The organism is Streptomyces sp. ASQP_92 (genome assembly GCF_025399895.1).
Lineage (GTDB): Bacteria > Actinomycetota > Actinomycetes > Streptomycetales > Streptomycetaceae > Streptomyces.
Window position 1 is genome coordinate 150,430 of sequence record NZ_JAODUA010000013.1, and the last position, 25,795, is coordinate 176,224.

The window sequence follows — 25,795 nt, forward strand, 5'->3', positions numbered from 1 at the left end:
GGTAATCGGCGCGGGCACCCCCGGCCGAGCGGGGTCAGTCCGGTGGGGACTCCGCGAGGGCCTGGCCGCGGAGGAGGAACCAGGCCGCCAGCGCCGTGGCGAACAGCACCACCGACCCCACCGCCGCCGCCGTCTGGAAGCCGTCCGTGAACGTGGCCCGCGCCGCCGCGAGCATCGCGTTCGCCTGGTCCGCCGGGAGCTTCGCGGCCGCCTCCACCGCCCCGCCCAGCGAGTCGTGCGCCTCGGCCGCGACATCCGCGGGGACACCGGCCGGGGCCTCGAAGCCCCGGTAGATGCCGGTCACCACCGAGCCGAGCAGCGCGATCCCGAGGGCCGCGCCGAGTTCGTACGCGGTCTCGGAGACCGCGGACGCCGCCCCCGCCTGCTCCTTGGGCACGCTGGAGAGGATGACGTCCGCCGTCACCGTGAAGGCGAGGCCCGCGCCGAGCCCGCCCACGAACAGGGCGATGCCGAGCGAGACCACCCGCGTGTCCGCGCCGAGCACCACGCAGGCCGCGAGGGAGAGCCCCACCGCCGCGAGCCCGCCGGCGACCGCGCTGCGTACCGAGGCCCGCCGCGCGATGGTGCCGGCCGCGAGTCCGGCCCCCACCGCTCCGACGGCGGCGGGCAGTTCGATGAGCCCGGCCTCCAACGGGGAACGCCCCTGGACGAGTTGGAGGAACTGGGAGAGGAAGAAGACGAGCCCCGACAGGCCGAGGATGGTCAGCAGGTCGGCCAGGACGGCCCCGGAGAAGCCCCGGTGGTGGAAGAGGCGGATGTCCAGGAGCGGCGAGTCCAGGGTGCGCTGGCGGCGTACGAACCAGACGAGGGCCGCGATGCCGAGCACGGCCGACACCGCGATGTCCCAGCGGAACCCGCTGACCGCCGCCTCCTTGACCGCGTACACCACGGCGACCATGCCGACCAGGGAGAGACCGACGCTGATGAGGTCCCAGGGCCCGGGGTCCGGATCGCGCGACTCGGGGAGCAGCTTGATGCCGACCAGCACCAGGACGGCCATCACGGGCAGGTTGATGAGGAAGACCGAGCCCCACCAGAAGTTCTCCAGGAGGAACCCGCCGACCACCGGCCCGACCGCCGCGCCCGCGGAGGCGGCCGCGCCCCAGATGCCGACGGCGAGGCTGCGTTCGCGGGGGTCGTGGAAGATGTTGCGGATCAGGGCGAGGGTGGACGGCATGAGGGTCGCGCCCGCGACGCCGAGCAGCGCCCGCGCCAGGATCATCATCTCGGGGCTGGAGGCGTAGGCATTGAGCACGGAGACCGCGCCGAACGCGACGGCGCCCACGAGCAGCAGCTTCTTGCGGCCGATCCGGTCGCCGAGGCTGCCCATGGAGACCAGCAGTCCGGCGATGACGAAGGAGTAGACGTCGCCGATCCACAGGAGCTGGGTGCCGGACGGTTTCAGGTCCTCGCTGAGGAAGGGCGTGGCGAGGCCGAGCACGGTCGCGTCGACAGCGACGAGCAGCACGGCGAGTACGAGCACCGCGAGCGCGAGCCAGCGGCCCATCGGGCCGACGGCCTGGGGCGCCCGCTGTTCGGTTGCGGTCACTTCTCCACGCTCCGCCGTACACCGCCGAGCAGCAACTCGGCGATCATGTACTGGAAGTCCTTGGCGGCGACCCGGCCGTCCTGCACCGCCCAGGCGCCGGACCCGATGAGCCCGTAGAGGGCCTCGGTGAGCCAGGCGGGGGTGAGGTCGATCCGGAACGCGCCCTGCTCCTGGCCGCGCCGGAACAGCGCGGAGACCCGGGCGTCGATGCGGGCCCAGCCCTGGTTCATCTGTTCGCCCTCGAAGAGCTGGTTCTCGGTGACCAGGAAGGCGAGCAGGCCCGCGACGGGCTCGACCTCGGCGACCAGGCGGCGCAGCGCGTCCGGCGCGCCGTCCTCGTCGAGCCGGGCCGCCTCCAGGGCGGCCTCCAGCTCGCGGATGCCGAGCTCTTCGAGCGCTCTGACCAGGGCCTCGCGCCCGGCGAAGTGGCGGTGGAGAGTGGCGCGTCCGATGCCGGCCGCGCGGGCCACCTCGTCCATGGTGGCGGTGGCCTTACGGGTGAGGAGGGCTGCGGCGGTGCGGAGCACCTGGTCTCGGTCCACGGTCATGAGACAAGCCTAGCCCCGATGAGACACGGACGTCTCATCGGGGCTTGAGGGGCTGCCCGCCGGCCGGGGCTACTTCTTCGCGGTCGCCCAGGCGTGCTGCGTCGTCAAGTCCGCCTTGACCTCGGCCAGTTGGGCCGCCACCGCCGAGGGCGCCGTGCCGCCGCGGCCGTTGCGGGAGGCGAGCGCGCCCTTGACGTTGAGGACCGTACGGACCTCGGGGGTCAGATGCTCGGAGATCTTCGCGAACTGCTCGTCGGTGAGCTGGTCCAGCTCGATGCCCAGCGCCTCGCACTCCTTGACGCACCCGCCCGCGACCTCGTGCGCGACCCGGAACGGCACGCCCTGCTTGACCAGCCACTCGGCGATGTCGGTGGCGAGCGAGAACCCGGCCGGGGCGAGCTCCTCCATGCGCTCCCGGTTGACGGTCAGCGTGGCCATCATCCCGGTGAAGGCGGGCAGCAGCAGCTCCAGCTGGTCGCAGGAGTCGAAGACCGGCTCCTTGTCCTCCTGGAGGTCCCGGTTGTACGCCAGCGGCAGCGCCTTCAGGGTGGCCATCAGGCCGGTGAGGTTGCCGATGAGGCGGCCCGACTTGCCCCGCGCCAGCTCCGCGATGTCCGGGTTCTTCTTCTGCGGCATGATCGACGACCCGGTGGAGAAGGCGTCGTGCAGGGTCACGAAGGAGAACTCCTTCGTGTTCCAGATGATGATCTCCTCGGCGATCCGCGAGAGGTTCACGCCGATCATCGCCGTGATGAAGGCGAACTCCGCGACGAAGTCCCGCGAGGCCGTGCCGTCGATCGAGTTGCCGACCGAGCCGTGCTCGAAGCCGAGGTCGGCCGCGACCGCCTCCGGGTCGAGCCCGAGCGAGGACCCCGCGAGCGCCCCGGAACCGTACGGCGAGACCGCGGTGCGCTCGTCCCACTGGCGCAGCCGCTCGGCGTCCCGCGACAGCGACTGGACGTGGGCGAGCACATGGTGGGCGAAGAGGACCGGCTGGGCGTGCTGGAGGTGCGTACGGCCCGGCATGGCGACGTCCGGGTGCGCCTCGGCGAGGCCGACCAGGGCGTCCTGGAGCTCGGCCAGCAGACCGCCGATGGTGCGGGCGTGGTCGCGCAGATACATCCGGAAGAGCGTGGCGACCTGGTCGTTGCGGGACCGGCCGGCCCGGAGCTTGCCGCCGAGATCGGCGCCGAGGCGCTCCAGGAGGCCACGCTCCAGGGCGGTGTGGCAGTCCTCGTCGGCGACGGTGCCGACGAACGAACCGTCGGCGACGTCGCTCTCCAGCTGGTCGAGGCCCGCGACCATGCGCTGGAGCTCGTCGGCGGTGAGCAGGCCCGCCGTGTGGAGCGCCCGCGCGTGGGCACGGGAGCCGGCGATGTCGTAGGGGGCGAGCCGCCAGTCGAAGTGGACCGACGCGGACAGCTTCGCCAGCGCCTCGGCGGGACCGTCGGCGAACCGGGCGCCCCAGAGCCGTACGTCACCGTTGTTGCTGCTCACAGCTCAAGCTCCTCAGAAGTGGATGTGCCGCCCGCCGCCAAGGAGCGGGGAGGTGGCCGTTCAACGATCCGCGCCCACCTGAGGTCGCGCCGCGCGACCCTCTCGATGATGAGCATAACTATGCAGTCCTCTGTATGTTTTGTCAAAGGCGTCGCCGCTCGCGCACGACCCGCGGGCATCGCGCGTACGGAGCAATTCCGGCCCGTCCCTGCGGCTCGACGGGCGGGCGGCGCATACGGTCCGGAGCATGCGCCTCACCGCCCTGCTCCTCGCGTCCCTGCTGGTCCCGCTCGCCGGGCCCGCGCCCACCGAGCCGCTGCCCGCGCGGATGGCCCGTACCGGGGGCGGCAGCCAGCTCCTGACCGCCGAGGCGCCGAGCCCCGGGGCCACCGAGGGCCGGCTCACCTGGTGGGACCGGCGCGGCCGGCGCTGGGTGGCGGTGGGCTCGGCGCCCGCCAGGTTCGGCGCCAAGGGCCTGGTGGAGGGCGCGAAGCGGGTCCAGGGCACCGACACCACGCCGACCGGCCTCTACGCGCTGCCGTACGCCTTCGGGGTGGCGGCCGCACCGCCCGGCACCCGCTACCCCTACCGGCGCGCGACGGACCGGTCCTGGTGGTGCCAGGACAACGAGTCGCACGCCTACAACCGCTGGGTGGAGGGGCTGCCCCGGGACTGCCGGGCGAGCGAGTCCGAACATCTGACGGCGTACGCCACGCAGTACGCCCGGGCGCTGGTCATCGCCTTCAACTACCGCAAGCCGGTGCGCGGCCGGGGCGCCGGGATCTTTCTGCACGTCAACGGGAAGGGTGCGACGGCCGGTTGTGTCTCGGTGCCCGCCGAAGCGATGGACCGGGTCCTTGCCTGGGCCGATCCCGTACGGTTCCCGCACATCGCGATCGGCACGGAGAGCGGCCCGACCGCGATCACCGGGTACTGAACTCGCCCTGCGAGGGCGGGAGTTGGGGGCTCGCGCCCCCGACTCGCCTCAGCGGTGGTCGTTCTGGGCCAGCCGCAGCAGATGGTCGGCAAGCGCCTGGCCGCCCGAGGGGTCACGGCTGATCAGCATCAGGGTGTCGTCGCCCGCGATGGTGCCGAGGATGTCGTGCAGCTCGGCCTGGTCGATGGCGGAGGCGAGGAACTGGGCGGCACCGGGCGGGGTGCGCAGCACCACGAGATTGGCCGACGCCTCCGCGGAGATGAGGAGTTCGGCGGAGAGCCTGCGCATCCGCTCCTCCTTCGCGGACTCGCCGAGCGGCGCCTTCGGGGTGCGGAAGCCGCCCTCGCTGGGCACCGCGTAGATCAGCTCGCCGCCGGTGTTGCGGATCTTGACCGCGCCCAGCTCGTCGAGGTCGCGGGAGAGCGTCGCTTGGGTGACGCTCAGCCCGTCGTCCGCGAGGAGTTTGGCGAGCTGGCTCTGGGACCGCACCGGCTGCCGGTTGAGGATGTCCACGATCCGGCGGTGGCGGGCGGTGCGGGTCTGCGGTACGGCGGGGCCGCCCGGCTCGAAGTCCTGCGCCTCGTCGGTCATCGTCGTCTCATTCTCCGGATCGTCCGTCCCCGCCTGCTTCGTCGAGAACACCGGGCAGCGCCTGGAGGAACGCGTCCACCTCCGCGTCACCGATGATGAGCGGCGGCATGAGCCGTACGACATCGGGGGCGGGTGCGTTGACCAGGAAGCCGGCATCCTGAGCCGCCTGCTGCACTCTTGGTGCGAGGGGCTCGTTGAGCACGATACCCAGCAGCAGCCCCGCACCACGGACGTGGGAGACCAGTGGGTGCCCCAGCGCCTCGATTCCGTCGCGCAGCCTCTCCCCGGTCCACTTGACCCGGTCGAGGACTCCGTCGGCGGACAGCGTGTCCAGGACGGCGATTCCGGCGGCGCAGGCGACCGGGTTCCCGCCGAAGGTGGTGCCGTGCATTCCGGGCCGGAACAGCTCCGCCGCGGCGCCGAAGGCGACGGTGGCGCCGAGCGGGAGACCGCCGCCCAGGCCCTTGGCCAGGGTCACGACGTCCGGGTCGACGCCCTCGTGCCGCTGGTACTCGAACCAGGCGCCGGTCCGCCCGATGCCGGTCTGCACCTCGTCCAGGACGAGCAGCGTTCCGGTGGCGCGGGTGATCTCCCGGGCGGCCTTGAGGTAGCCGGCCGGCGGGACGACCACGCCGATCTCGCCCTGGATCGGCTCGATGACGACGAAGGCGGTCTCCTCGGTGACGGCGGCCCGCAGCGCCTCCACGTCTCCGAAGGGCACATGGGTGACATCGCCGGGCAGCGGCACGAACGGCGTGCGCTTGCCCTCCTGGCCGGTGAGCGCGAGCGCGCCCATCGTGCGGCCGTGGAAACCGCCGTGGGTGGCGACCATGTGGGTGCGCCCGGTCAGCCGGCCGAGCTTGAAGACGGCCTCGTTGGCCTCGGCACCGGAATTGCAGAAGTACACGCGACCGGGCCGGCCGAAGAGCGTCAGGAGGCGCTCGGCGAGCGCCACCGGCGGCTCCGCCACGAACAGGTTCGAGACATGGCCGAGCGAGGCGATCTGCTCGGACACCGCCCGCACCACGGCCGGGTGGGCGTGGCCGAGCGCGTTGACGGCGATGCCGCCCACGAAGTCGGCGTACGCGGTGCCGTCCGCGTCCCACACCGTGGCCCCGGCGCCCCGCACCAGCGAGAGCTTCGGTGTGCCGTAGTTGTCCGTCATGACGTGCTGCCAGCGCTGTGCGAGTTCCTGGTTGGTCACCGCGCTCCCCCTTGTCCGTCCGTCACGCCTTTGTCGTCCGGCACGACCATCGTGCCGATGCCCTCGTCGGTGAAGATCTCCAGCAGGATCGAGTGCTGGACCCGCCCGTCGATCACGCGCGCGGTGTTGACGCCGTTGCGCACCGCGAACAGACAGCCCTCCATCTTGGGGACCATGCCGCTGGAGAGCTCGGGCAGCAGTTTCTCCAACTGGGTGGCCGTCAGTTTGCTGATGACGTCGTCGCTGTTGGGCCAGTCCTCGTAGAGGCCCTCGACGTCGGTGAGGACCATCAGGGTCTCGGCGCCCAGCGCAGCCGCAAGTGCCGCAGCCGCCGTATCAGCATTGACGTTGTAGACATGTCCGTCGTCCTGGGAGCGGGCGATCGAGGAGATGACCGGGATCCGGCCGTCGTCCAGGAGCGCCTGGATGGCGCCCGGGTCGATCGCGGTGATCTGACCGACCCGGCCGATGTCGACCAGCTCGCCGTCGATCTCGGGGCGGTGCTGGGTGGCGGTGATGGTGTGGGCGTCCTCGCCGGTCATGCCGACGGCGAGCGGCCCGTGCTGGTTGAGCAGCCCGACGAGCTCGCGCTGCACCTGCCCGGCGAGCACCATGCGGACGACGTCCATGGCCTCGGGCGTGGTGACCCGAAGGCCCGCCTTGAACTCGCTTACCAGGCCCTGCTTGTCGAGCTGGGCGCTGATCTGCGGTCCCCCGCCGTGCACGACGACGGGCTTGAGGCCGGACTGGCGCAGGAACACCACGTCCTGGGCGAACGCGGCCTTCAGCTCCTCGTCGACCATGGCGTTGCCGCCGAACTTGATGACGACGGTCTTTCCGTGGTGCCGGGTCAGCCAGGGCAGCGCCTCGATGAGGATCTGCGCCTTGGGCAGTGCGGTGTGTTTGCGAGTGCTCATGAGCTGTACGCGCTGTTCTCGTGGACGTAGTCGGCGGTGAGGTCGTTGGCCCAGATGACGACGGGCTCGCAGGTGCCGGCCGCCAGGTCGGCGGTGATCCGGACCTCCCGGTAGCGCATGTCGACCAGGTCGCGGTCCTCGCCGACGGAGCCGTTCCTGCAGACCCACACATCGTTGATGGCGACGCCCAGCCGGTCCGGGTCGAAGGCGGCCTTCGTGGTGCCGATGGCGGACAGCACCCGTCCCCAGTTGGGGTCCTCGCCGTGGATGGCGCACTTGAGGAGGTTGTTGCGGGCGATGGAGCGCCCGACCTCGACGGCGTCGTCCTCGCTCGCGGCGTTGATCACCTCGATGCGGATGTCCTTGGAGGCGCCCTCGGCGTCGCCGATGAGCTGGCGCGCGAGGTCGTCGCAGACGGTCCGTACGGCGTCCGCGAACTCCCCGTATTCCGGGGCGAGTCGAGAGGCTCCGGAGGCGAGCAGCAGCACGGTGTCGTTGGTGGACATGCAGCCGTCGGAGTCGACCCGGTCGAAGGTCTGGCGGGTCGCGTCGCGCAGTGCCTTGTCGAGGGTGGCGGCGTCCAGGTCGGCGTCGGTGGTGAGCACGACGAGCATGGTGGCGAGGCCGGGGGCGAGCATGCCGGCTCCCTTGGCCATGCCGCCGACCGTCCAGCCGTCCTTGGTGACCACGCTGGTCTTGTGCACGCTGTCGGTGGTCTTGATCGCGATGGCGGCCTTCTCGCCGCCGTGCGGGGAGAGTTCGGCGGCCGCCCGCTCGATGCCCGGCAGGAGCTTGTCCATGGGGAGCGTCACGCCGATGAGACCGGTGGACGCGACGGCGATCTCGCCGGCGCTGTGGCCTTCGAGGACCTCGGCGGCCTTCTCGGCGGTGGCGTGGGTGTCCTGGAAGCCCTTGGGGCCCGTACAGGCGTTGGCACCACCGGAGTTGAGGACGACGGCGCTCACCTCGCCGCCCTTCAGGACCTGCTCGGACCACAGGACGGGCGCGGCCTTGACGCGGTTGGAGGTGAAAACGCCGGCGGCGGCGCGGCGGGGCCCGGTGTTGACCACGAGGGCCAGGTCCGGGTTGCCGTTCTCCTTGATCCCGGCGGCGATGCCCGCCGCCGTGAACCCCTGCGCTGCGGTCACGCTCACGGCGCAACTCCAATCGTGGAAAGGCCGGTGGACTCGTCGAGTCCGAGGGCGATGTTCATGCTCTGCACCGCGCCGCCGGCGGTGCCCTTGGCGAGGTTGTCGATGGCGCTGACGGCGATGACCCGGCCCGCGCTCTCGTCGAGGGCGACCTGCACCTGGACGGCGTTGGACCCGTACACGGAGGCGGTGGCGGGCCACTGCCCCTCGGGGAGCAGGTGCACGAACGGCTCGTCCGCGAAGGCCTTCTCGTACGCGGCCCGCACGCTCTCGGCGCTCACGCCGTCCTTCGCCTTCGCCGAACAGGTGGCGAGGATGCCGCGGGACATGGGCGCGAGGGTGGGCGTGAAGGACACGGTGACGGCCCGGCCGGCCACGGCGCTGAGGTTCTGGATCATCTCGGGGGTGTGCCGGTGCCCGCCGCCGACGCCGTACGGGGACATGGAGCCCATGACCTCGCTGCCGAGCAGGTGCGGCTTGAGCGCCTTGCCCGCGCCGGAGGTGCCGGTGGCGGCGACGATCACGGCGTCGGGCTCCACGAGGTCGCCGTGGTACGCCGGGAAGAGCGCGAGGGAGACGGCGGTCGGGTAGCAGCCGGGCACCGCGATGCGCCGGGTCGACCCCAACGCGGCGCGCGCGCCCGGCAGTTCGGGCAGACCGTAGGGCCAGGAGCCGGCGTGCGCCGAGCCGTAGAACCTCTCCCAGTCCCCCGCGTCGCGGAGCCGGAAGTCGGCCCCCATGTCGACGACGAGGACGTCGTCACCGAGCCGCTCGGCGACCGCCGCGGACTGGCCGTGCGGCAGCGCGAGAAAGACGACGTCGTGCCCGGCGAGGACCTCGGCCGTGGTGGGCTCCAGGGTGCGCCCGGCGAGCGGAACGAGATGCGGCTGGAGTGAACCCAGGAGCTGCCCGGCGTTGGAGTTGGCGGTCAGCGCGCCGATCTCGACCCCGGGGTGCCCGAGCAGCAGACGCAGCAGCTCCCCGCCCGCATACCCACTGGCCCCTGCCACTGCCGCACGTACCGCCGCCATCGAATTCCTCCTCGGTGATGGCATGACTATACGCAGTTATGCAGTTTTATGCAAAGAAGTGGCGGAGCTCGGCGGATGTGCACAGGCGGCCGATCCGGCGCACGGTGGAACGTGGAGAAAGTGGAGAAAGGAGACCATCATGCGCAAGCACGAGTTGTACGAGCGGGACGTCTCGTCCGCCGCGTGGCGCACGAGCACCCGCAGCGAGGGCGGTGCGAGCTGTGTGGAGGTGGCCGGCCTCGGCGGCGGCGCGGTCGCCGTGCGGGACTCCAAGGATCCCGTCCGGGGCGACCTGCGCTTCACCGGGCAGCAGTGGGCGGCCTTCCGCGACGGGGTGCGCGACGGCGAATTCGGCTGACGGGCGGCGTCTTGGCGGTCCGGCCGGCGGGGTCGGCCCGCGAGGGGGGAGCTAGGATCCCGGCATGGCTGTGACCATGAGGGACGTGGAGCGGTTCGAGGCGTTCAGGCCTCGCCTCGAGGCCATCGCCTACCGGCTTCTCGGCTCCGCGAGCGAGGCCGAGGACGCGGTACAGGAGACGTACCTGCGCTGGCAGGCCTCCGGCGTCGAGCACATCGAGGTCCCCGAGGCCTGGCTCACCAAGGTCCTCACCCACCTGTGCCTCAACCAGCTCACCTCGGCCCGCGCGCGGCGCGAGACCTATGTGGGCCAGTGGCTGCCCGAACCGCTGCTCGCCGGGGACCCGATGCTCGGCCCCGCCGAGACCGCCGAACAGCGCGAGTCGGTCTCGTACGCGGTCCTCGCCCTGATGGAGCGCCTGTCCCCCAACGAGCGGGCGGTGTACGTCCTGCGGGAGGCCTTCGGCTACTCGCACCGGGAGATCGCGGAGGTCCTCGACCTCAGCGAGGCCGCCAGTCAGCAGATCTTCCACCGGGCCAAGAGGCACGTCGCGGAGGGCAGGCCCCGCACCGAGGTCGACGAGGCCGCGGCGCGGCGGATCGTCGAGGAGTTCCTGGCCGCGGCCACCAGCGGGAAGACCGAGCCGCTGGTGCGGCTGCTCACCGCCGACGCCGTATCGATCGGCGACGGGGGCGGGAAGGTACCGGCGCGCGCCAAGGCCTTCGAGGGCGCGCTCGCGGTGGCGACCTTCATGCGGGGGCTGTTCAAACCCGGCAAGGCCAAGCGCGCCCTGGTCGGCGGCACGGCCGAGATCCATGCCACGACCGCCAACGGCGCCCCCGCCGTCGTGGCGGTCGTCGAGGGCCGGGTCGTCGGCGTCATGTGCCTGGAGGTGGGCGCGGACGGCATCACCGCGTTCCGCAACCAGGTCAACCCCGACAAGCTCGACCGCGCGACCCGGCGCTGGGCGGCCGCCGACCACGGAGAGCCCCTGTTCCGCGCCTTCTGACCGGGCCTCCGGCCGCGATGTGAGCTGCTTCACACCACCCACCTGTCAGGAAAGGGCGGGCTGCCCGGTTCAAGGGGCGAAACCGCGCGAGACAGGAGCAGGGACATGCAGCACCGCATCATCGTCCTCGGAGCCGGCTACGCCGGAGCCATCGCCGCCGGGCGCCTCGCCAGGCGGCTCCACCGCGACGACGTGGCCATCACCCTCGTCAACGCCGAGTCCGACTTCGTCGAGCGGGTGCGGTTGCACCAGCTCGCGGCCGGCCAGGATCTCAGGCCCCGGCCCTTGAGCGGGATGTTCGCGGGCACCGGCGTCGACGTGAGGCTCGCGAGGGTCACCGGCGTCGATGTCGAGCGCGGGACCGTCACCGTGGTGGACGCGGACGGCGGGCGGGGCCAGGAGCACGAGCTGGAGTACGACACGCTCGTCTACGCCCTCGGCAGCGGCTGGAGCGACCAGGGCGTTCCCGGCAGCGCCGAACACGCCCACGAGATCGCCTCGCGCGCCGGTGCGCTGCGGCTGCGCGAGCGGCTGGCCCGGCTCGACGCCGGGCGGCCGGTGGTCGTGGTCGGCGGCGGCCTGACCGGTCTGGAGGCCGCGACCGAGATCGCGGAGGCCCGCCCGGACCTCCGGGTCGCCCTCGCGGCACGCGGCGGCCTCGGCGACTGGCTCTCCCCCAGGGGTCGTGACCATCTACGGCGCGTCTTCGGCCGGCTCGGCATCACCGCGTACGAGCACACCGAGGTCACCGGCGTCCGGGAGGATGGCGTCGTCCTCGCGGACGGCACGTCGATCGAGGCCGCGGTCACCGTGTGGACCACGGGCTTCGCCGTGCACCCCCTTGCCCGGGCCACCGCGCTCGAAGTCTCCGGAAGCGGCCGGATCATGGTCGACGCGACCATGCGCTCGGTCTCGCACCCGGACGTGTACGCGATCGGCGACGCGGCACAGGCGATCGGCCCCGGCGGCAAGCCGCTGCGGATGTCGTGCGCCTCGGGCACCCCCATGGCCTGGCAGGCCGCCGACGCGATCGCGGCCCGCCTGACCGGCGGAAAGCTCCCCGATGTGCCGCTGCGCTACGTCAACCAGTGCGTCTCGCTGGGCCGCGAGGACGGCCTGATCCAGTACGTGACCGCCGACGACCGCGCGGTGCGGGCCGCGCTCACCGGGCGGGTCGCCGCCCTCTACAAGGAGTTGGTCTGCAAGGGCGCGGCCTGGGCCGTCGCCCACCCGCTGCTGGGAATGCCGGCCCGGCGGCGCCGCGTGGTGCGGGAGCCGGTCCGGCCGGCCCCGGCGGTCAAGGCCTCGCTCTGACCCGCGAGCCGCCCTCGGCGCCGGGTCGTCCACGACCACCCACGCGCCCCTGCCGCCGGACCCTTCAGGCCTCCGGCCGCCCGCCCGACTCCGCCAACCTCCGCTCCAGGAAGGCGCGTTCGGCGTCGTTGGCGGTGCGGTCGAGGGCCCGGCCGTAGGCGAGGGCCGCCTCCCGCGTGCGGCCGAGGCGGCGCAGCAGGTCCGCGCGGGTGGCGTGGAAGAGGTGATAGGCCTCCAGGTCGAGCGCGTCGACGAGGGCGAGGGCCCGGTCCGGCCCCTCGGTCTCGGCGACCGCGACCGCCCGGTTGAGCGCGACGACCGGCGTGGGCGTGAGGGCGAACAACTGGTCGTACAAAAGCCGGATCTGGCGCCAGTCCGTCGCCTGCGGCGTCCGGGCGTCGCTGTGTACGGCGTTGATCGCGGCCAGGATCTGGTAGGGGCCCGGCCGGTCGCGGCGCAGGCAGCGGCGCACCAACTCCTGTCCCTGGGCGATGAGTTCGGGGTCCCAGCGGGTGCGGTCCTGGTCGGCGAGGAGGACGAGTTCGCCGCCGGGGGTGGACCGGGCGGCCCGGCGGGACTCGGTGAGCAGCATGAGGGCGAGCAGGCCGAGCGCCTCCGGTTCGTCCGGCATGAGCTCGACGAGCAGCCGGCCCAGACGCACCGCCTCGGCACACAGGTCCGCCCGTACGAGGTGCTCGCCCGAGCTCGCCGCGTACCCCTCGTTGAAGATCAGGTAGAGCACGCCGAGGACCGCCCGGAGGCGGTCGGGCAGGTCGGCCTCGTGCGGGACGCGGTACGGGATGCGGGCGTCGCGGATCTTGCCCTTGGCCCGCACCAGGCGCTGGGCCATCGTCGGTTCGGGCACCAGGAAGGCGCGGGCGATCTCGGCGGTGCTGAGCCCGCCCAGGAGCCGGAGCGTCAGGGCGAGTTGGGCCGCGGGGGCGAGCGAGGGGTGGCAGCAGGTGAAGATCAGCCGGAGCCGGTCGTCGCGCACGGGGCCCTCCTCCACGGGTTCCGCGGCGGCGTCCAGCCGTTCCCGGCGGACCGCCTCGGCCTGCCGGTCCGCGCGGGTCGCCTCCCGGCGGAGCCGGTCCACGGCCCGGTTGCGGGCGGTGGTGATGATCCAGCCGGCCGGGCTGGGCGGGATGCCGTCCTTGGGCCATCGGGCCACGGCCGTCGCGAACGCGTCCTGGACCGCCTCCTCGGCGAGGTCGATGTCCCCGAGGACGCGGACGAGGACGGCGACCGCGCGGCCGTACTCGGCGCGGAAGACCCGCTCGATCGCGGCGTCCCCGGGTTCGCCGGACTCCGGTGGCCTCACTCGTCGACGTGGCCGTGGAAGGGCCGGACCTCGATCGGCAGGGTGGTCGCGCGCAGCGCCTTGCGGCCCCACTCCAGGGCCGCGTCGAGGTCGGGCGCCTTCACGATGCACAGGCCGCCGAGGTACTCCTTGCTCTCGATGTACGGGCCGTCGGTGGTGAGCACCTCGCCGTTCTTGTCGCGCAGCACCGTGGCCGTGCCGGGGGCCGCGAGGCCTCCGGCGAAGACCCAGGCTCCGGCGTCCTTCAGTTCCTGGTGGAAGGCCTGGAGGTGCTCGGTGATCCGCGCCATGCCCTCGGCGTCGGGCGGGGTTCCCTCGGCCGGCTGGACCACGCTGAGCAGGTAGTACGCCGCGTTCGTCATCACGATCTCCTCGGACGGTGGCGCCCCGGCGGGGCGGCCCTCACCATCTATACGAACGGGGCCCCGCCGGATCGACACGGAACGCGAAGGCGCGCCGATGTTTTTTCGAGCGGGTCACTGCCGGCCGAGCGCCATCCACTTGTCCGTGGTTTCCAGGGGGCGGAAGCCGATCTTCTCGTAGACCCCGTGGGCGTCCGCCGTGGCCAGCAGGATCCTGCGCAGCCCGGCCGGTTCCAGGTGGTCGCGCACGGCGGTGACCAGTGCCGTGCCGAGACCCTGGCCACGTGCCGCGCGGTCCACGTACACATCGCACAGCCAGGCGAAGGTGGCGTGGTCGGTGACGATCCGCGCATAGGCCACCTGGTCCCCCGAACTCCGTTCGTACGCACCGAAGTTGAGGGACCCCGCGATGGCGGCGTCCTGCTTCTCGCGGCTGCGGCCGAGCGCCCAGTACGCGTCCGTGGAGAGCCAGTTGTGGACCCGCGCGGCGTCGAGGCGGCCGGGGTCGCTGGAGATCACGTAGTCGCGGAAGATCACTTCACTCATGGCGGGAGCCTGCCAGGTGGCGGGGCGATTGTCAGTGGCGGGTGCCACGCTGGAGGTCCGGGGTGGAGGTGATCGGGGCACGGGTCGACCAGGGGGTGTCCAGGGAGTATTGACCGTCCGGGAAGGCGAGCGGGGTGGGGGTCATTGGTCCAGCGGCCGGGCGAGCGCGCCGTCCAGGGCGGTGCGCAGTCTGCGGACCGCCTCGCCGATCTCCACGCGGCCCGTCACGCCCGCGAAGCTGAGGCGGAGGTGGCCGGCGGGGGGTTCGGCGCTGAAGTAGGGGCGGCCGGGGGCGACGGCGACGCCCGCGCGCAGGGCCGCGGACAGCATCGCGCTCTCGGGGAGCCCGTCGGGCAGGCGGAGCCAGAGGTGGTAGCCGCCGGAGGGGATGTGCGGCAGGGCGAGTTCGGGGAGGTGGTGCAGGACGGCGGCGGCGAGGGCCTCCCGGCGTGCGGTCAACTCGGCGGACACCGCGCGCAGATGACGGCTCCAGGCCGGGGAGCCGACGAGTTCGAGGGCGGTCTCCTGGAGGGGGCGCGGCACGAAGAAGGAGTCGACGACCTGGATGGCGCGCAGCCGTTCCAGTACGGGTCCGCGCGCGGCGAGCGCGCCGACGCGCAGGCTCGGCGAGGTCGCCTTGGTGAGCGAGGAGACATGGACGACGACGCCGTCCGGGTCGTCGGCGGCGAGCGGGGCGGGCAGCGGGCCCGCGTCCTCGTGGGCGAGCCGGCGGGCGAAGTCGTCCTCGACGACGAACGCGCCGCACTCGTGCGCTATGCGGACCACTTCGCGGCCCCGTTGCGGGGAGAGCAGGGCGCCCGTCGGGTTCTGGAAGAGGGGCTGGCAGACCAGGACGCGGGCGCCGGTGGCGGCGAAGGCCCGGGCGAGGAGTTCGGGGCGCAGGCCGTCGGAGTCGAGGGGGACGGGGACGGGGCGCAGACCGCAGGCGCGGGCGATGGCCAGCAGGCCGGGGTAGGTCGGTGATTCGACGAGGACGGGCGCGCCGGGCGCGGCGAGCGCGCGCAAGGTGGTGGTCAGCGCGGTCTGGCCGCCCGCGGTGACCAGGACGTCCGCGGCGGTGACGCCGCCGCCGATCTCACGGGCGAACCAGGCGCGCAGCTCGGTGAGCCCCTCCACGGGCGGACGGCTCCAGACCCCGGGGCGCCGGCCGGCCCGGCCGAGGGCCGCCGCCATGGCCCGCTCGGGCTGGAGGCCGGGGTCGAGATAGCCGCCGCTGAGGTCGATGACGCCGGTCGGCGGGACGGCGAGGGTGGCGAGGACCCCGGTGGCGTCGACGGCGCGGGGAGCGGCGTCGGTGGCGCCGTCGGCGCTGAGCGCGACCTCCTGCCAGGAGGTGTCGCCGGTGCGCGGGGTGGATTCGCGGATCTCGGCGCGATAGGCACCCGCGCCGGGCCGGGTGACCACCAGGCCCTCCGCGACGAGCTGGGCGAGCGCGCGCGACACCGTCACCGGGGAGACCCGATAGCGCTCCACGAGCGTCCGACTCGACGGCAGCTTTCCACCCGGCGAGTAGCGGTTCAGTTCGTTCCGCAGGGATGTGACCAGCTCGGACACACTGCTACGCTCGTGCATGACAGCACAGGATAGCGCTACTCTCCCGATGACGATAGCGGTCGACGCCGACAGCCGGGCCGGTTCCGTTCTGCCGCGCGGGGGGCTTCTCGCCGCGCTCGGCGTGGTCTCCTTCTCCCTGACCTTCCCCGGCACCATGTGGGGCCTGGAGAGCTTCGGCCCCTGGTCCCTGGTGTCGTTGCGGATCGCGCTGTCCGCGCTGATCGCGGGCGCGCTGCTGCTCGGGCAGCGGGTGCCCGTGCCCGACCGGGCGCACTGGGCCGGCCTCGCGGTGGTGGCGGGCGGCTCGCTCGTCGGGTTCCCGCTGCTCACCACCCTCGCCCTGGAGACCTCGACGACGTCGCACGCCGCCGTGGTGATCGGGCTCCTTCCGCTGGCCACGGCCGCGCTGGGCGCGGCACGGACCGGGCGCAGGCCCTCCCGCGCGTTCTGGGCGGCCGCGCTCGCCGGGGCCGCGGTGGTCGCCGTGTTCACGGTGCAGCAGAGCGGCGGGGCGCTGTCCGCCGGGGATCTGTACCTCTTCGCGGCGCTGCTGGTGTGCGCCGCCGCCTATGTGGAGGGCGGCCGGCTGGCCTCGGTCATGCCGGGCTGGCAGGTGGTCGGCTGGGCCCTGGTGCTGTGTCTGCCGTTCGCGCTCGCCGGGTCCGCGGTGGCGCTCTCCTACGAACCCTGGCACCTCACCGCGCACGGGGTGGCCGGTCTGGTGTGGCTGGCGGCCGGCTCCAACTGCTTCGGCCTGTACGTCTGGTACCGGGGGCTCGCCGCGGTCGGGGTGACCAAGGCCAGCCAGCTCCAGCTCGCCCAGCCGCTGCTCACCCTGGTCTGGTCGGTGCTGCTGCTCGGCGAGCACCTCTCGCCCGCCGCCCCGCTGGCGGCGGCCGGCGTCCTGGTGTGCATCGCGGTCACCCAGCGGGCCAGGTCCTGACCCGCCGCTCTCGCCGGCAGGCGCGCTGCCCCGGACGACCGGGGCCCGCCGGGGTCCGCCTGAGCGACGGCGGTTCGGGCCCGGGTCGTCAGCGAGCCCGAACCGCGTAGTGGTCGGCGACGACCCGGGCCATGGCCCCGATCCGGTCCTCTGCGACCTCCTTCGCGGCGAAGAAGCAGTGGCCGCGCACCGAGGCGTAGCGCCCGGCCAGGGTCAGATGGCGGGAGAGCTCGGCCGGGTCCTGCCAGGCGGCGGGCTGGGCCGGGTCGCCCGCCTTGTACAGGGCCTCGCCGACGTACAGCTCGACGCCGGTGCCCCGCGCGACCTCGTCCCACCAGGGCACCAGGACCGCGTAGTCGGCGGCGGGCAGCCCGATGTTCCAGTAGAGCTGGGGGCAGATGTAGTCGACGAGCCCCGCGCGCACCCAGCCCCGGGTGTCGGCGTACAGGTCGTCGTAGGTCTGCGCGCCGGCCGTCGTCGCCGAGCCGCGCGGGTCGCTCGCCGCGTTGCGCCACACCCCGAACGGGCTGATCCCGAACCGGACTTGGGGCCTGATCTCCTTGATCCTGGCGGCCGTCTCCCGCACCAGCAGGTCGATGTTGTCGCGCCGCCAGGCGGCCCGGTCGGGAAAGCCCGCGCCGTGGTCGGCGTACGCCTCGTCGTCGTCGAAGCTCTGGCCCGCCACCGGGTACGGGTAGAAGTAGTCGTCCCAGTGGACGCCGTCGATGTCGTAGTGGCGGACCGCGTCCAGCATGGCGTCCTCGACGAACCGGCGGACCTCGGGCAGACCCGGGTTGTAGTAGAGCTTCCCGCCGTAGGGCACGATCCAGTCGGGGTGCACGCGTGCCGGGTGGGACGCGATCAGACGCGAGGGGTCGGTGTGGTTGGCGACCCGGTACGGGTTGAACCAGGCGTGCAGGGCGAGGCCGCGCCGGTGCGCCTCCTCGACGGCGGTGCCCAGCGGGTCCCAGCCCGGGTCCCGCCCCTGCACGCCCGTCAGCCACTGGGACCACGGCTCGTACGGGGACGGCCACAGCGCGTCGGCGGTGGGGCGGACCTGGAGGACCACGGTGTTCAGACGGCGCTCGACCGCCTTGTCGAGGTGGCCGATGAGCTCGGCGCGCTGGGCCTCGGCGGTCAGGCCCGGCCGGGAGGGCCAGTCCCGGTTCACCACGGTCGCCAGCCACACCCCGCGGAACTCGCCCCCCGTGCCGTCGCCCGCCTCCCGCTCCGCCCGGGCCCGCCCCTGCGGGCGGCCCGCGGCCGCATCCCGCACGGCCCGCTCCAGGGAGCCGTCCCGGTCCGCGGCGGCGACCGCGCCGCCCGCCGTGATCAGCCCGCCGAGCGCTCCGGCCGTGCCCGCCACGAAGCCCCGCCGCGTGATTCGCCCCACGTTCGCCCCTCGCTCAGGTCCCATGTGCCCAGGTGTACCGGACGGCGTGGCCGCCCCGGACCCACGGGCCCGCGCGCGTTCGGAGTAACGTCAGGGGCCGAAGGCGGGCGCCGGAATCACACGGGGGACCTGCCGGGGACTGCAGTAGAGCGAAAGGCACGATGTGACCGACATCGAACGCGTCGGAATTGTGGGCTGTGGCCAGATGGGCGCGGGCATCGCGGAGGTGTGCGCCCGCAGCGGCCTGGACGTCATGGTCGCCGAGACCACCGGCGAGGCCCTGGAGATCGGCCGCACCCGGCTGCACAACTCCCTCTCGAAGGCCGCCGAGCGCGGCAAGATCTCCGAGGAGGAGCGCGACGCGACGCTCGCCCGTCTCAGCTTCACCACCGACCTGGGCGAGTTCGCCGATCGCGATCTCGTGATCGAGGCCGTCGTGGAGAACGAGCAGGTCAAGACCGAGATCTTCCAGATCCTCGACCAGGTGGTGACCCGCCCGGACGCGATCTTGGCGTCCAACACCTCCTCGATCCCGCTGGTGAAGCTCGCCGTGGCCACCTCGCGCCCGGACCAGGTCATCGGCATCCACTTCTTCAACCCGGCCCCGGTGCAGAAGCTGGTCGAGCTGATCCCCGCGCTCACCACCTCCGAGGGCACCATCAGCCGGGCGCAGGTGCTGGTCGAGAAGGTGCTCGGCAAGCACGCCATCCGCGCCCAGGACCGCTCCGGCTTCGTGGTCAACGCGCTGCTCATCCCGTATCTGCTCTCGGCGATCCGGATGTTCGAGTCGGGCATCGCGAGCCGTGAGGACATCGACAACGGCATGGAGCTGGGCTGCGCCCACCCGATGGGCCCGCTGAAGCTGTCCGACCTCATCGGCCTGGACACCGTCGCCTCGGTCGCGGACTCGATGTACGACGAGTACAAGGAGCCCCTCTACGCCGCTCCCCCGCTGCTCCAGCGGATGGTGGACGCCGGACGCCTCGGCCGCAAGACCGGGTCCGGTTTCTACTCCTACGCCTGAGCACATCGGCGTACGTCTGTATACGCGGGCATACGCCTGAAAGGCGTGGGCCGGGCTCGCGCCGCGCACACCCGGTGTGCGGTACGAGCCCGCATATGCCCGTCGCACACGCTCCCGCCCCTGGTGCACGGCGAGTTGACTCTGAGCCAGCACATTCCTGGCACGTCCGGAACAGGACTAAGGAGCCACACCGTGTCCACCCACTCGGGACATTCGACCAGCGTCGACGAACTGGCGGAGTTACGCCGCTGTCTGGAAGTCGGCATGGCCCACATGGACGGTCAGCTCGCGCTGCTCGCCCAGCGGGGCGAGCAGACGGAGCGTGAACTGACCGAGACGGCGGGACGGGTGGCGGCCCTCGAACACCTGAGGTGGCCGCTCCCCGCCCTCACCGTGCTGACCGCCATGGGCGCGTTCTCGCTCGCCCTGTGGCAGGCCCTGGGTCACTAGGGTCGCCGCGGTCAGCCGTCGGCCGGCCGCAGATGGTGCAGGAGGAGGAGTCCGGCCGCCATGTTGGCGGCCGGGACCTCCCCTCGGGCGACCATGTCGGGCACCAGCTTGAGGGGTATCCACTCACGGCGGGACGACTCGAAGTCGTCCTGGGGGTGGCCGATGTACTCGGCCGACTCGGACCAGAACAGATGGTGCCGGGCGTCGATGAGCCCGTTGGCGGGCTCGACGGTGAGCAGGGGTTTGAGCGGTCCCGGCCGCCAGCCGGTCTCCTCCTCCATCTCCCGGGCGGCGGCGGCCGCGATGTCCTCGCCGTCCTCGACGACTCCGGCGGCCAGTTCCCAGCCCCAGCTGTCGGTGATGAAGCGGTGCCGCCACAGCAGCAGCACCTCGTTGGCGGCGTTGACGGCGGTCGCGACGGCGACCGGCCGCAGCCTGATCAGGAAGTGGTCCAGGTGTCGCCCGTCCGGAAGCGCTACGTCCGCGAGGTTGACCCGAAACCAGCGATTCTCATACACGGTTTGTTCGTTCAGGTTCGTCCACTGCACGTTTCTGCCACCTTCCGACAAGTAGATGGCAATATCGCAGCAGGCTGACGGTTACAGGGGAACGCGAAGTGCCCCGTCGATCAGCTCGGCGGCCTCGTCGGCGCCCGCGCAACCGCTCTCGATCAGGTGCTCGCGCACCAGGCGCAGCCGGTCACGCAATCGCTGCGACTCCATCCCCCGGGCGCGCTCCGCCATCTCGACCGCGGTGGCCACGGCCCGGTCGGCGTCGCCCTGCCGCAGCTCGATCTGGGCGAGCATCGCAAGGCGGTGCACCCTGCCCCTGTCGTGGCAGGGCTCCTCGGCCGCGAGCGCGGCCTGTTCGCGCGCGGCCGTCAGATCGCCGAGACTGAGCAGGGCCTCGGCCACCTGGACGTTGACCAGGCCCGGCTGGACATAGCCGGTCTCGGCCGGCTCCTCGCCCGGCCTGATCCGCCCGGCGGCCGACTCCGCGCTCCTGATCGAGGACAGCGCGCTGTGCCCGTCTCCCAGATGCGCGTACGCCTTGCCCTGCATGGCGTGCAGATCGGCGGCGAGCGCGGGGCTCAGCCGGCCGCCCGCAGCCCGCAGCGCCGCCTCCGCGAAGGCGACCGACTGGCGGTAGTCCCGCATGAACAGGGACTGGTTGACGAGCAGCGCGATGACATAGGCCCCAAGTCCCCTGTCACCACTGGCCTTCGCGAGCCGCAGCGCCTGGTGGAAGTAGCGCTGGGCCAGACCCTGGGCGTTGGAGTCGTACGCGCAGATCCCGGCGACGGCCACCAACCCGCCGGTGGCGCGGTGGAGTTGGCGCCCGGTGGCGTCGGTGTAGCCGCCGCGCAGCAGCGGGGCGGTCTCGGCGTTGAGGAAGCCCACGATGCGCGAACGGGTCGCGATGCCGCCCGCCTTGCGGTACATCAACTCGTAGTGCTCACGCGCCGAGCGCAGCATCTCGATGTCGGACTCGCTCACCGCGGTCTGCCCGTCGCGGGACACGTCGGTATCCTCCGGCGGGTTCTCCCACTCCCATACGGGCATCACGGCCGGGGTTCCGGTGACGGCCGGGGCGTCGAGGATGTGGGTGCGCTGCTGTTCGTCCGAGCGCCACAGGGCGGTGGCGCGCTCGACGAACCCGGCGAGCGGCGAGCCGTGCACGGGGGCCGGCCCGCCCGGCACTCCGAGGCCGATGTCGTCGAGGGTGACCCGCCGGCGCAGCCGTCCCGCCAGCACCTCGCAGATCAGGTCGGGCACCTGACCGCGCGGCCGCTGGCCCTTCAACCACCGGGCGACCGCGGTGTGTTCGTATCTGAGTGCGAGACCTCTGGCACGTCCCGCCTGGTTCACCCGGGCCGCGAGCCCGGCGTGGGAGATCCCCGCCTCGTCCACCAGGGAGTCGAGCAGGGTGTTGGGCTGCATGGGGCCCTCCGTCGGCTCGGTGCGGCCAGCGTAATCGAGGGCGGTTCACACGGGGTGTGAAGCGAGTACCCGCATTTACGCGCCGCGCTCTCTGCCCGTGAGCGTCCCCAGTCGGTTGACTCTGAACCGCCTCCCGTTGAGGCGAACGGGCCGCCTGCTCCCCCTCGTACAGTGCGGCGGCCCGCTCCCGGCGCCGTCCGCCCTGTCCGCGCTGCCCGGCACTCCCGGCAGGGCGAACGGCGCCTCATCGCGCGGTGTGCCTCCGGCCCCGACGGGCTTGGTGGTACGGCCCGTTCACCCACGCCGAGAGGGGCGCACCGGACGTTCCCGGTGCGCCCCTCTCAGCGCGTTCTCGCGGCGCGGATCACGCCCCGCGCAGCACCGCGCCCGTTTCCTCACCGGCGCGGGCGACCGCGGCGTCGCGGGCGGCCGAGGCCTCCTCGACGGTCAGGGTCCGGTCGGCCGCGCGGAACCGCAGCGCATAGGCGAGCGACTTCTTGCCCTCGCCGATCTGCTCGCCGCTGAACACGTCGAACAGGCGGATGGACTCCAGGAGTTCACCGGCCCCCGAGCGCAGCGCGTGCTCCACCGAGGCGGCCGGCACCGAGGCGTCGACGACGAGCGCCACGTCCTGGGTCGCCACCGGGAAGGAGGAGATGCGCGGCGCCTGGACCACCCCGTCGACGGCCCGCTCCAGGGCGTCGAGGTCGAGCTCCATCGCGCAGCTCCGGGCGGGCAGCCCGAACGCCTTGACGACGCGCGGGTGCAGCTCACCGGCGTGCCCGACCAGGGTCTTCGCGCCGCCGGGGAACACATACAGCTCGGCGCAGCGGCCCGGGTGCCAGGGGCCGTACTGGCCCTGCTCCACGGCGAGTTCGAGGCCCGCCTCGGCGGCCACGGCACGCGCCGCCTCGACGGCGTCCGCCCAGTCGGCCGGGCGGCCCTTGCCCCACCAGCCGGCCTGCTCGCGCGCACCGGCCAGGACGGCGCCCACGTGGCGCGGCTGCACGGGCAGCACCGCGTCCAGGGAGGCGATCTCCGCCTCGGTGGGGCGGCGGTCGACGGGCAGCCGGGCCGCGACGCCCGGGTTCGGCGACGGGTGGAAGACCAGGCCCGTCTCGAAGAGCGCCAGGTCGTGGCTGCCGCGGCCGACGTTGCGGCGCAGCGTGGCAAGCAGCCCCGGAAGGAGCGTGGTGCGCAGCGCCGGCTCCTCGTCGCTGAGCGGGTTGACCAGCTTCACGACGTCGCGGTTGGCGTCGTCCTTGTCGAGACCGAGCTGGTCGAAGACCGACTCGGCGACGAACGGGTAGCTCGGCGCCTCGGTGAACCCGGCCCCGGCGAGCGCCCGGCCGACCCTGCGGTGCAGGCGCTGACGCTCCGTCAGACCCCGTCCGGCGGGCGGCTTGGGCAGCGTGGAGGGCAGGTTGGCGTAGCCCTCCAGGCGGATGACCTCTTCGGCCAGGTCGTTCGGCTCGGTGAGGTCGGGGCGCCAGGACGGCACGGTCACGACGAGCTCGTCCTGCCCGTACGCGTCGCAGCCGACCTCCTGGAGGCGGCGTACGACGGTCTCGCGGCCGTACTCGATGCCCGCGACGCGGTCCGGGTGGTCGGCGCGCATGGAGATGGTGCGCGGCGCGGACGGCGAGACGATCTCGGTGACGCCGGCCTCGGCCGTGCCGCCCGCGAGCAGCACGAGCAGGTCGACGGTCCGCTGGGCGGCGGCCGCCGCGGCCTGCGGGTCGACACCGCGCTCGAAGCGCTTGGACGCCTCGGAGCTCAGCCTGTGGCGGCGCGCGGTGCGGGCGATGGCGACCGCGTCGAAGTGCGCGGCCTCGATGACGACCTCGGTGGTGCCCCTGACCTCACCGGTCTCGGGGTCCGTGACGGAGTCGGCGATCTCGGTGTTGGCTCCGCCCATCACGCCGGCGAGGCCGATGGGGCCCCGGTTGTCGGTGATGACGAGGTCGGCGGCGTCCAGCGTCCGCTTGGTGCCGTCCAGCGTGGTCAGCACCTCGCCCGCCTCGGCGCGGCGCACGCCGATGGGGCCGTCGACCTGGGTGCGGTCGTAGGCGTGCAGCGGCTGGCCCAGCTCGATCATCACGTAGTTGGTGATGTCGACGGCCAGCGAGATCGGGCGCATCCCGGCCTTCTGGAGTCGGCGCTGGAGCCAGATCGGGGAGCGGGCCTCGGGGTCGAGACCGGTCACGGTGCGCGCCGTGAAGCGGTCGCAGCCGATCGGGTCGGCGACCTTGACCGGGTAGCCGTAGGAGTTGGGCGCGGGCACGTCGAGCAGGGCCGGGTCGCGCAGCGGCAGACCGTAGGCGATGGCGGTCTCGCGGGCGACGCCGCGCACCGACAGGCAGTCGCCTCGGTTGGCGGTGACCGCGATGTCCAGGACCTCGTCGACGAGTTCGAGCAGCGCGATGGCGTCGGTGCCGGCCTCGTGCTCCGGCGGCAGCACGATGATGCCGCCGGTCGGGTCCGGGCCCATGCCCAGCTCGTCGCTGGAGCAGATCATGCCGTGCGAGGTACGGCCGTACGTCTTGCGCGCGGCGATCGCGAAGTCACCGGGCAGCACGGCGCCGGGCAGCACCACGACGACCTTGTCGCCGACGGCGAAGTTGCGGGCGCCGCAGACGATCTCCTGCGGCTCACCGGTGCCGTTGGCCGCGCCGACGTCCACGGTGCAGAAGCGGATGGGCTTCTTGAAGCCCTCCAGCTCCTCGATGGTGAGGACCTTGCCGACGACGAGCGGGCCCTTGAGCCCGGCGCCGAGCTGCTCGACGGTCTCGACCTCGAGGCCGGCGTCGACGAGCCTGGCCTGCACATCGCGGCCGGTCTCGGTGGCGGGGAGGTCGACGTACTCCCGCAGCCAGGAAAGCGGGACCCGCATCAGATCTCCATCCCGAACGGCCGGGTGAACCGAACGTCACCCTCGACCATGTCTCGCATGTCTTCTACGTTGTGGCGGAACATCAGCATGCGCTCGATGCCGAAGCCGAAGGCGAATCCGCTGTACTTCTCGGGGTCCACACCGCAGGCGGTGAGCACCTTCGGGTTGACCATGCCGCAGCCGCCGAGCTCGATCCAGCCCTCGCTGGAGCAGGTGCGGCAGGGACGGTCCGGGTTGCCGACGGACGCGCCGCGGCAGACGTAACAGACCATGTCCATCTCGGCGGACGGCTCGGTGAAGGGGAAGAAGTTCGGCCGCAGCCGCGTCTCGATGCCCTCGCCGAACAGCGCCTTGACCATGTGGTCGAGGGTGCCCTTCAGGTCGGCCATGGTCAGGCCCTCGTCCACGGCGAGCAGCTCGACCTGGCGGAACACCGGGCTGTGCGTGGCGTCCAGCTCGTCGGTGCGGTACACCCGGCCGGGGCAGATCACGTACACCGGCGGCTCGCGGTGGAGCAGGGAGCGGATCTGCACGGGCGAGGTGTGGGTGCGCAGCACGACGCCGGAGTTGGCGGAGTTGTCCTGGCCCTGCACGAAGAAGGTGTCGTGCTCGGTGCGGGCCGGGTGGTCCGGGCCGATGTTGAGCGCGTCGAAGGTGAACCACTCGGCCTCGGCCTCGGGGCCCTCGGCGACCTCGTAGCCCATGGCCACGAAGACGTCCTCGATGCGCTCCGAGAGCGTGGTCAGCGGGTGGCGGGCGCCGGCCGGTACACGGTCGTGGGGCAGGGTGACGTCCACCGCCTCCTCGACCAGGACCCGGGCGTCGCGCTCGTCCTCCAGCTCGGCCTGGCGGGCGGCCAGGGCCTTGTTCACGGCGCCGCGGGCCATGCCCACGAGCTTGCCGGCCGCGGCCTTGGCCTGCGGCGGCAGCGCGCCGATCTCGCGGTTGGCGAGCGAGAGGGGTGAGGTGCCACCGGTGTGCGCGGTCTTCGCCTGGGCGAGCGCGTCGAGGTCGCCGGCGGCGGCGAAGGCGGCGAGCGCCTCGTCCCGCATGCGCTCGATCTCTTCCGGTTTCAGCGCCTCGACCTCAACAGGGTCGTACGACTTATTGGGTGCCGACATCTCTTCCCGTGCTTCCGATTGTCTTGGCTGGGGGTCCCCGCGACCGCGACGCGATACCGCGATAGCGCGCGGACACAAACGCGCCAAAAGTCGAGTCTAA

Annotated in this window: 24 protein-coding genes; 7 read left to right on the top strand and 17 right to left on the bottom strand. The window is 72.7% G+C overall.

The window, feature by feature from the left end; all coding sequences use genetic code 11:
• Positions 1-34 precede the first annotated feature (34 nt).
• From N4G70_RS25200 to argH, 3 genes are all read right to left on the bottom strand, one after another.
• The gene (locus tag N4G70_RS25200) at positions 35-1,528 is read right to left on the bottom strand and encodes an MFS transporter (protein ID WP_261715060.1); all 1,494 of its coding nucleotides are present in this window, start codon (positions 1,526-1,528) and stop codon (positions 35-37) included.
• 38 nt (positions 1,529-1,566) lie between these two features.
• Complete coding sequence (locus N4G70_RS25205) at positions 1,567-2,118, bottom strand: TetR/AcrR family transcriptional regulator (protein ID WP_261714989.1); 552 nt, start codon at positions 2,116-2,118, stop codon at positions 1,567-1,569.
• A 69-nt stretch (positions 2,119-2,187) separates the two neighbouring features.
• Positions 2,188-3,615 (bottom strand): argininosuccinate lyase, encoded by a 1,428-nt coding sequence (argH, locus tag N4G70_RS25210; RefSeq protein ID WP_261714990.1) that lies wholly within the window; start codon positions 3,613-3,615, stop codon positions 2,188-2,190.
• A 247-nt stretch (positions 3,616-3,862) separates the two neighbouring features.
• On the opposite strand from argH, the gene N4G70_RS25215 reads away from it, so the two are divergent.
• Positions 3,863-4,552: a L,D-transpeptidase gene (locus tag N4G70_RS25215; protein ID WP_261714991.1), complete on the top strand. Its 690-nt coding sequence runs from the start codon at positions 3,863-3,865 to the stop codon at positions 4,550-4,552.
• Positions 4,553-4,600: 48 nt separating this feature from the next.
• Here the strand turns inward: N4G70_RS25215 and N4G70_RS25220 are convergent, their stop codons facing one another.
• Genes N4G70_RS25220 through argC form a run of 5 tightly spaced genes read right to left on the bottom strand, consistent with a single transcriptional unit; the run spans position 4,601 to position 9,446 of the window.
• A complete protein-coding gene (locus tag N4G70_RS25220; protein WP_053723584.1) occupies positions 4,601-5,143 on the bottom strand; it encodes an arginine repressor in 543 nt (180 codons plus the stop codon).
• A gap of 7 nt (positions 5,144-5,150) precedes the next feature.
• Positions 5,151-6,347, bottom strand: coding sequence for an acetylornithine transaminase (locus N4G70_RS25225; RefSeq protein ID WP_261714992.1), 1,197 nt, complete (start codon positions 6,345-6,347; stop codon positions 5,151-5,153).
• On the bottom strand, positions 6,344-7,264 hold the full coding sequence (argB, locus tag N4G70_RS25230; protein WP_261714993.1) for an acetylglutamate kinase: 921 nt from the start codon (positions 7,262-7,264) through the stop codon (positions 6,344-6,346). Before argB ends, N4G70_RS25225 begins: the two co-directional genes overlap by 4 nt.
• Positions 7,261-8,418, bottom strand: a complete 1,158-nt coding sequence (argJ, locus tag N4G70_RS25235; RefSeq protein WP_261714994.1) for a bifunctional glutamate N-acetyltransferase/amino-acid acetyltransferase ArgJ — start codon at positions 8,416-8,418, stop codon at positions 7,261-7,263. Before argJ ends, argB begins: the two co-directional genes overlap by 4 nt.
• The gene (argC, locus tag N4G70_RS25240) at positions 8,415-9,446 is read right to left on the bottom strand and encodes an N-acetyl-gamma-glutamyl-phosphate reductase (RefSeq protein ID WP_261714995.1); all 1,032 of its coding nucleotides are present in this window, start codon (positions 9,444-9,446) and stop codon (positions 8,415-8,417) included. Before argC ends, argJ begins: the two co-directional genes overlap by 4 nt.
• A gap of 139 nt (positions 9,447-9,585) precedes the next feature.
• On the opposite strand from argC, the gene N4G70_RS25245 reads away from it, so the two are divergent.
• From N4G70_RS25245 to N4G70_RS25255, 3 genes are all read left to right on the top strand, one after another.
• Positions 9,586-9,804 (top strand): DUF397 domain-containing protein, encoded by a 219-nt coding sequence (locus N4G70_RS25245; RefSeq protein WP_261714996.1) that lies wholly within the window; start codon positions 9,586-9,588, stop codon positions 9,802-9,804.
• A 64-nt stretch (positions 9,805-9,868) separates the two neighbouring features.
• Positions 9,869-10,813, top strand: a complete 945-nt coding sequence (locus N4G70_RS25250; RefSeq protein WP_261714997.1) for an RNA polymerase sigma-70 factor — start codon at positions 9,869-9,871, stop codon at positions 10,811-10,813.
• Between the two features lie 105 nt (positions 10,814-10,918).
• On the top strand, positions 10,919-12,127 hold the full coding sequence (locus N4G70_RS25255) for an NAD(P)/FAD-dependent oxidoreductase (protein WP_261714998.1): 1,209 nt from the start codon (positions 10,919-10,921) through the stop codon (positions 12,125-12,127).
• A gap of 64 nt (positions 12,128-12,191) precedes the next feature.
• Here the strand turns inward: N4G70_RS25255 and N4G70_RS25260 are convergent, their stop codons facing one another.
• The 4 genes from N4G70_RS25260 to N4G70_RS25275 form a co-directional block, all read right to left on the bottom strand.
• Positions 12,192-13,448, bottom strand: a complete 1,257-nt coding sequence (locus N4G70_RS25260; protein WP_261714999.1) for an RNA polymerase sigma factor — start codon at positions 13,446-13,448, stop codon at positions 12,192-12,194.
• Entirely contained in the window at positions 13,445-13,810 is a 366-nt protein-coding gene (locus tag N4G70_RS25265; protein ID WP_261715000.1) for a YciI family protein, read from the bottom strand. The genes N4G70_RS25260 and N4G70_RS25265 overlap by 4 nt, the downstream gene beginning before the upstream one ends.
• A gap of 114 nt (positions 13,811-13,924) precedes the next feature.
• Positions 13,925-14,356, bottom strand: coding sequence for a GNAT family N-acetyltransferase (locus tag N4G70_RS25270; RefSeq protein WP_261715001.1), 432 nt, complete (start codon positions 14,354-14,356; stop codon positions 13,925-13,927).
• Positions 14,357-14,497: 141 nt separating this feature from the next.
• Entirely contained in the window at positions 14,498-15,949 is a 1,452-nt protein-coding gene (locus N4G70_RS25275) for a PLP-dependent aminotransferase family protein (RefSeq protein ID WP_261715002.1), read from the bottom strand.
• A gap of 28 nt (positions 15,950-15,977) precedes the next feature.
• On the opposite strand from N4G70_RS25275, the gene N4G70_RS25280 reads away from it, so the two are divergent.
• Positions 15,978-16,874, top strand: coding sequence for a DMT family transporter (locus tag N4G70_RS25280; RefSeq protein WP_399036767.1), 897 nt, complete (start codon positions 15,978-15,980; stop codon positions 16,872-16,874).
• A gap of 88 nt (positions 16,875-16,962) precedes the next feature.
• Here N4G70_RS25280 and N4G70_RS25285 read toward each other — a convergent pair whose 3' ends face one another.
• A complete protein-coding gene (locus N4G70_RS25285; protein WP_399036770.1) occupies positions 16,963-18,291 on the bottom strand; it encodes a glycoside hydrolase family 10 protein in 1,329 nt (442 codons plus the stop codon).
• Between the two features lie 139 nt (positions 18,292-18,430).
• Between N4G70_RS25285 and N4G70_RS25290 the strand changes: the two genes are divergently transcribed.
• Both N4G70_RS25290 and N4G70_RS25295 read left to right on the top strand, forming a co-directional pair.
• Positions 18,431-19,291, top strand: coding sequence for a 3-hydroxybutyryl-CoA dehydrogenase (locus tag N4G70_RS25290; RefSeq protein WP_120725057.1), 861 nt, complete (start codon positions 18,431-18,433; stop codon positions 19,289-19,291).
• Between the two features lie 192 nt (positions 19,292-19,483).
• Complete coding sequence (locus tag N4G70_RS25295) at positions 19,484-19,741, top strand: hypothetical protein (protein WP_261715005.1); 258 nt, start codon at positions 19,484-19,486, stop codon at positions 19,739-19,741.
• An 11-nt stretch (positions 19,742-19,752) separates the two neighbouring features.
• Here the strand turns inward: N4G70_RS25295 and N4G70_RS25300 are convergent, their stop codons facing one another.
• The 4 genes from N4G70_RS25300 to pheS form a co-directional block, all read right to left on the bottom strand.
• Complete coding sequence (locus N4G70_RS25300) at positions 19,753-20,289, bottom strand: NUDIX domain-containing protein (protein WP_261715006.1); 537 nt, start codon at positions 20,287-20,289, stop codon at positions 19,753-19,755.
• A gap of 51 nt (positions 20,290-20,340) precedes the next feature.
• Positions 20,341-21,681, bottom strand: a complete 1,341-nt coding sequence (locus N4G70_RS25305) for a transcriptional regulator (RefSeq protein WP_261715007.1) — start codon at positions 21,679-21,681, stop codon at positions 20,341-20,343.
• Positions 21,682-22,045: 364 nt separating this feature from the next.
• Positions 22,046-24,574 (bottom strand): phenylalanine--tRNA ligase subunit beta, encoded by a 2,529-nt coding sequence (pheT, locus tag N4G70_RS25310; protein WP_261715008.1) that lies wholly within the window; start codon positions 24,572-24,574, stop codon positions 22,046-22,048.
• Entirely contained in the window at positions 24,574-25,695 is a 1,122-nt protein-coding gene (gene pheS, locus N4G70_RS25315; RefSeq protein ID WP_261715009.1) for a phenylalanine--tRNA ligase subunit alpha, read from the bottom strand. The genes pheT and pheS overlap by 1 nt, the downstream gene beginning before the upstream one ends.
• Positions 25,696-25,795: the final 100 nt, after the last annotated feature.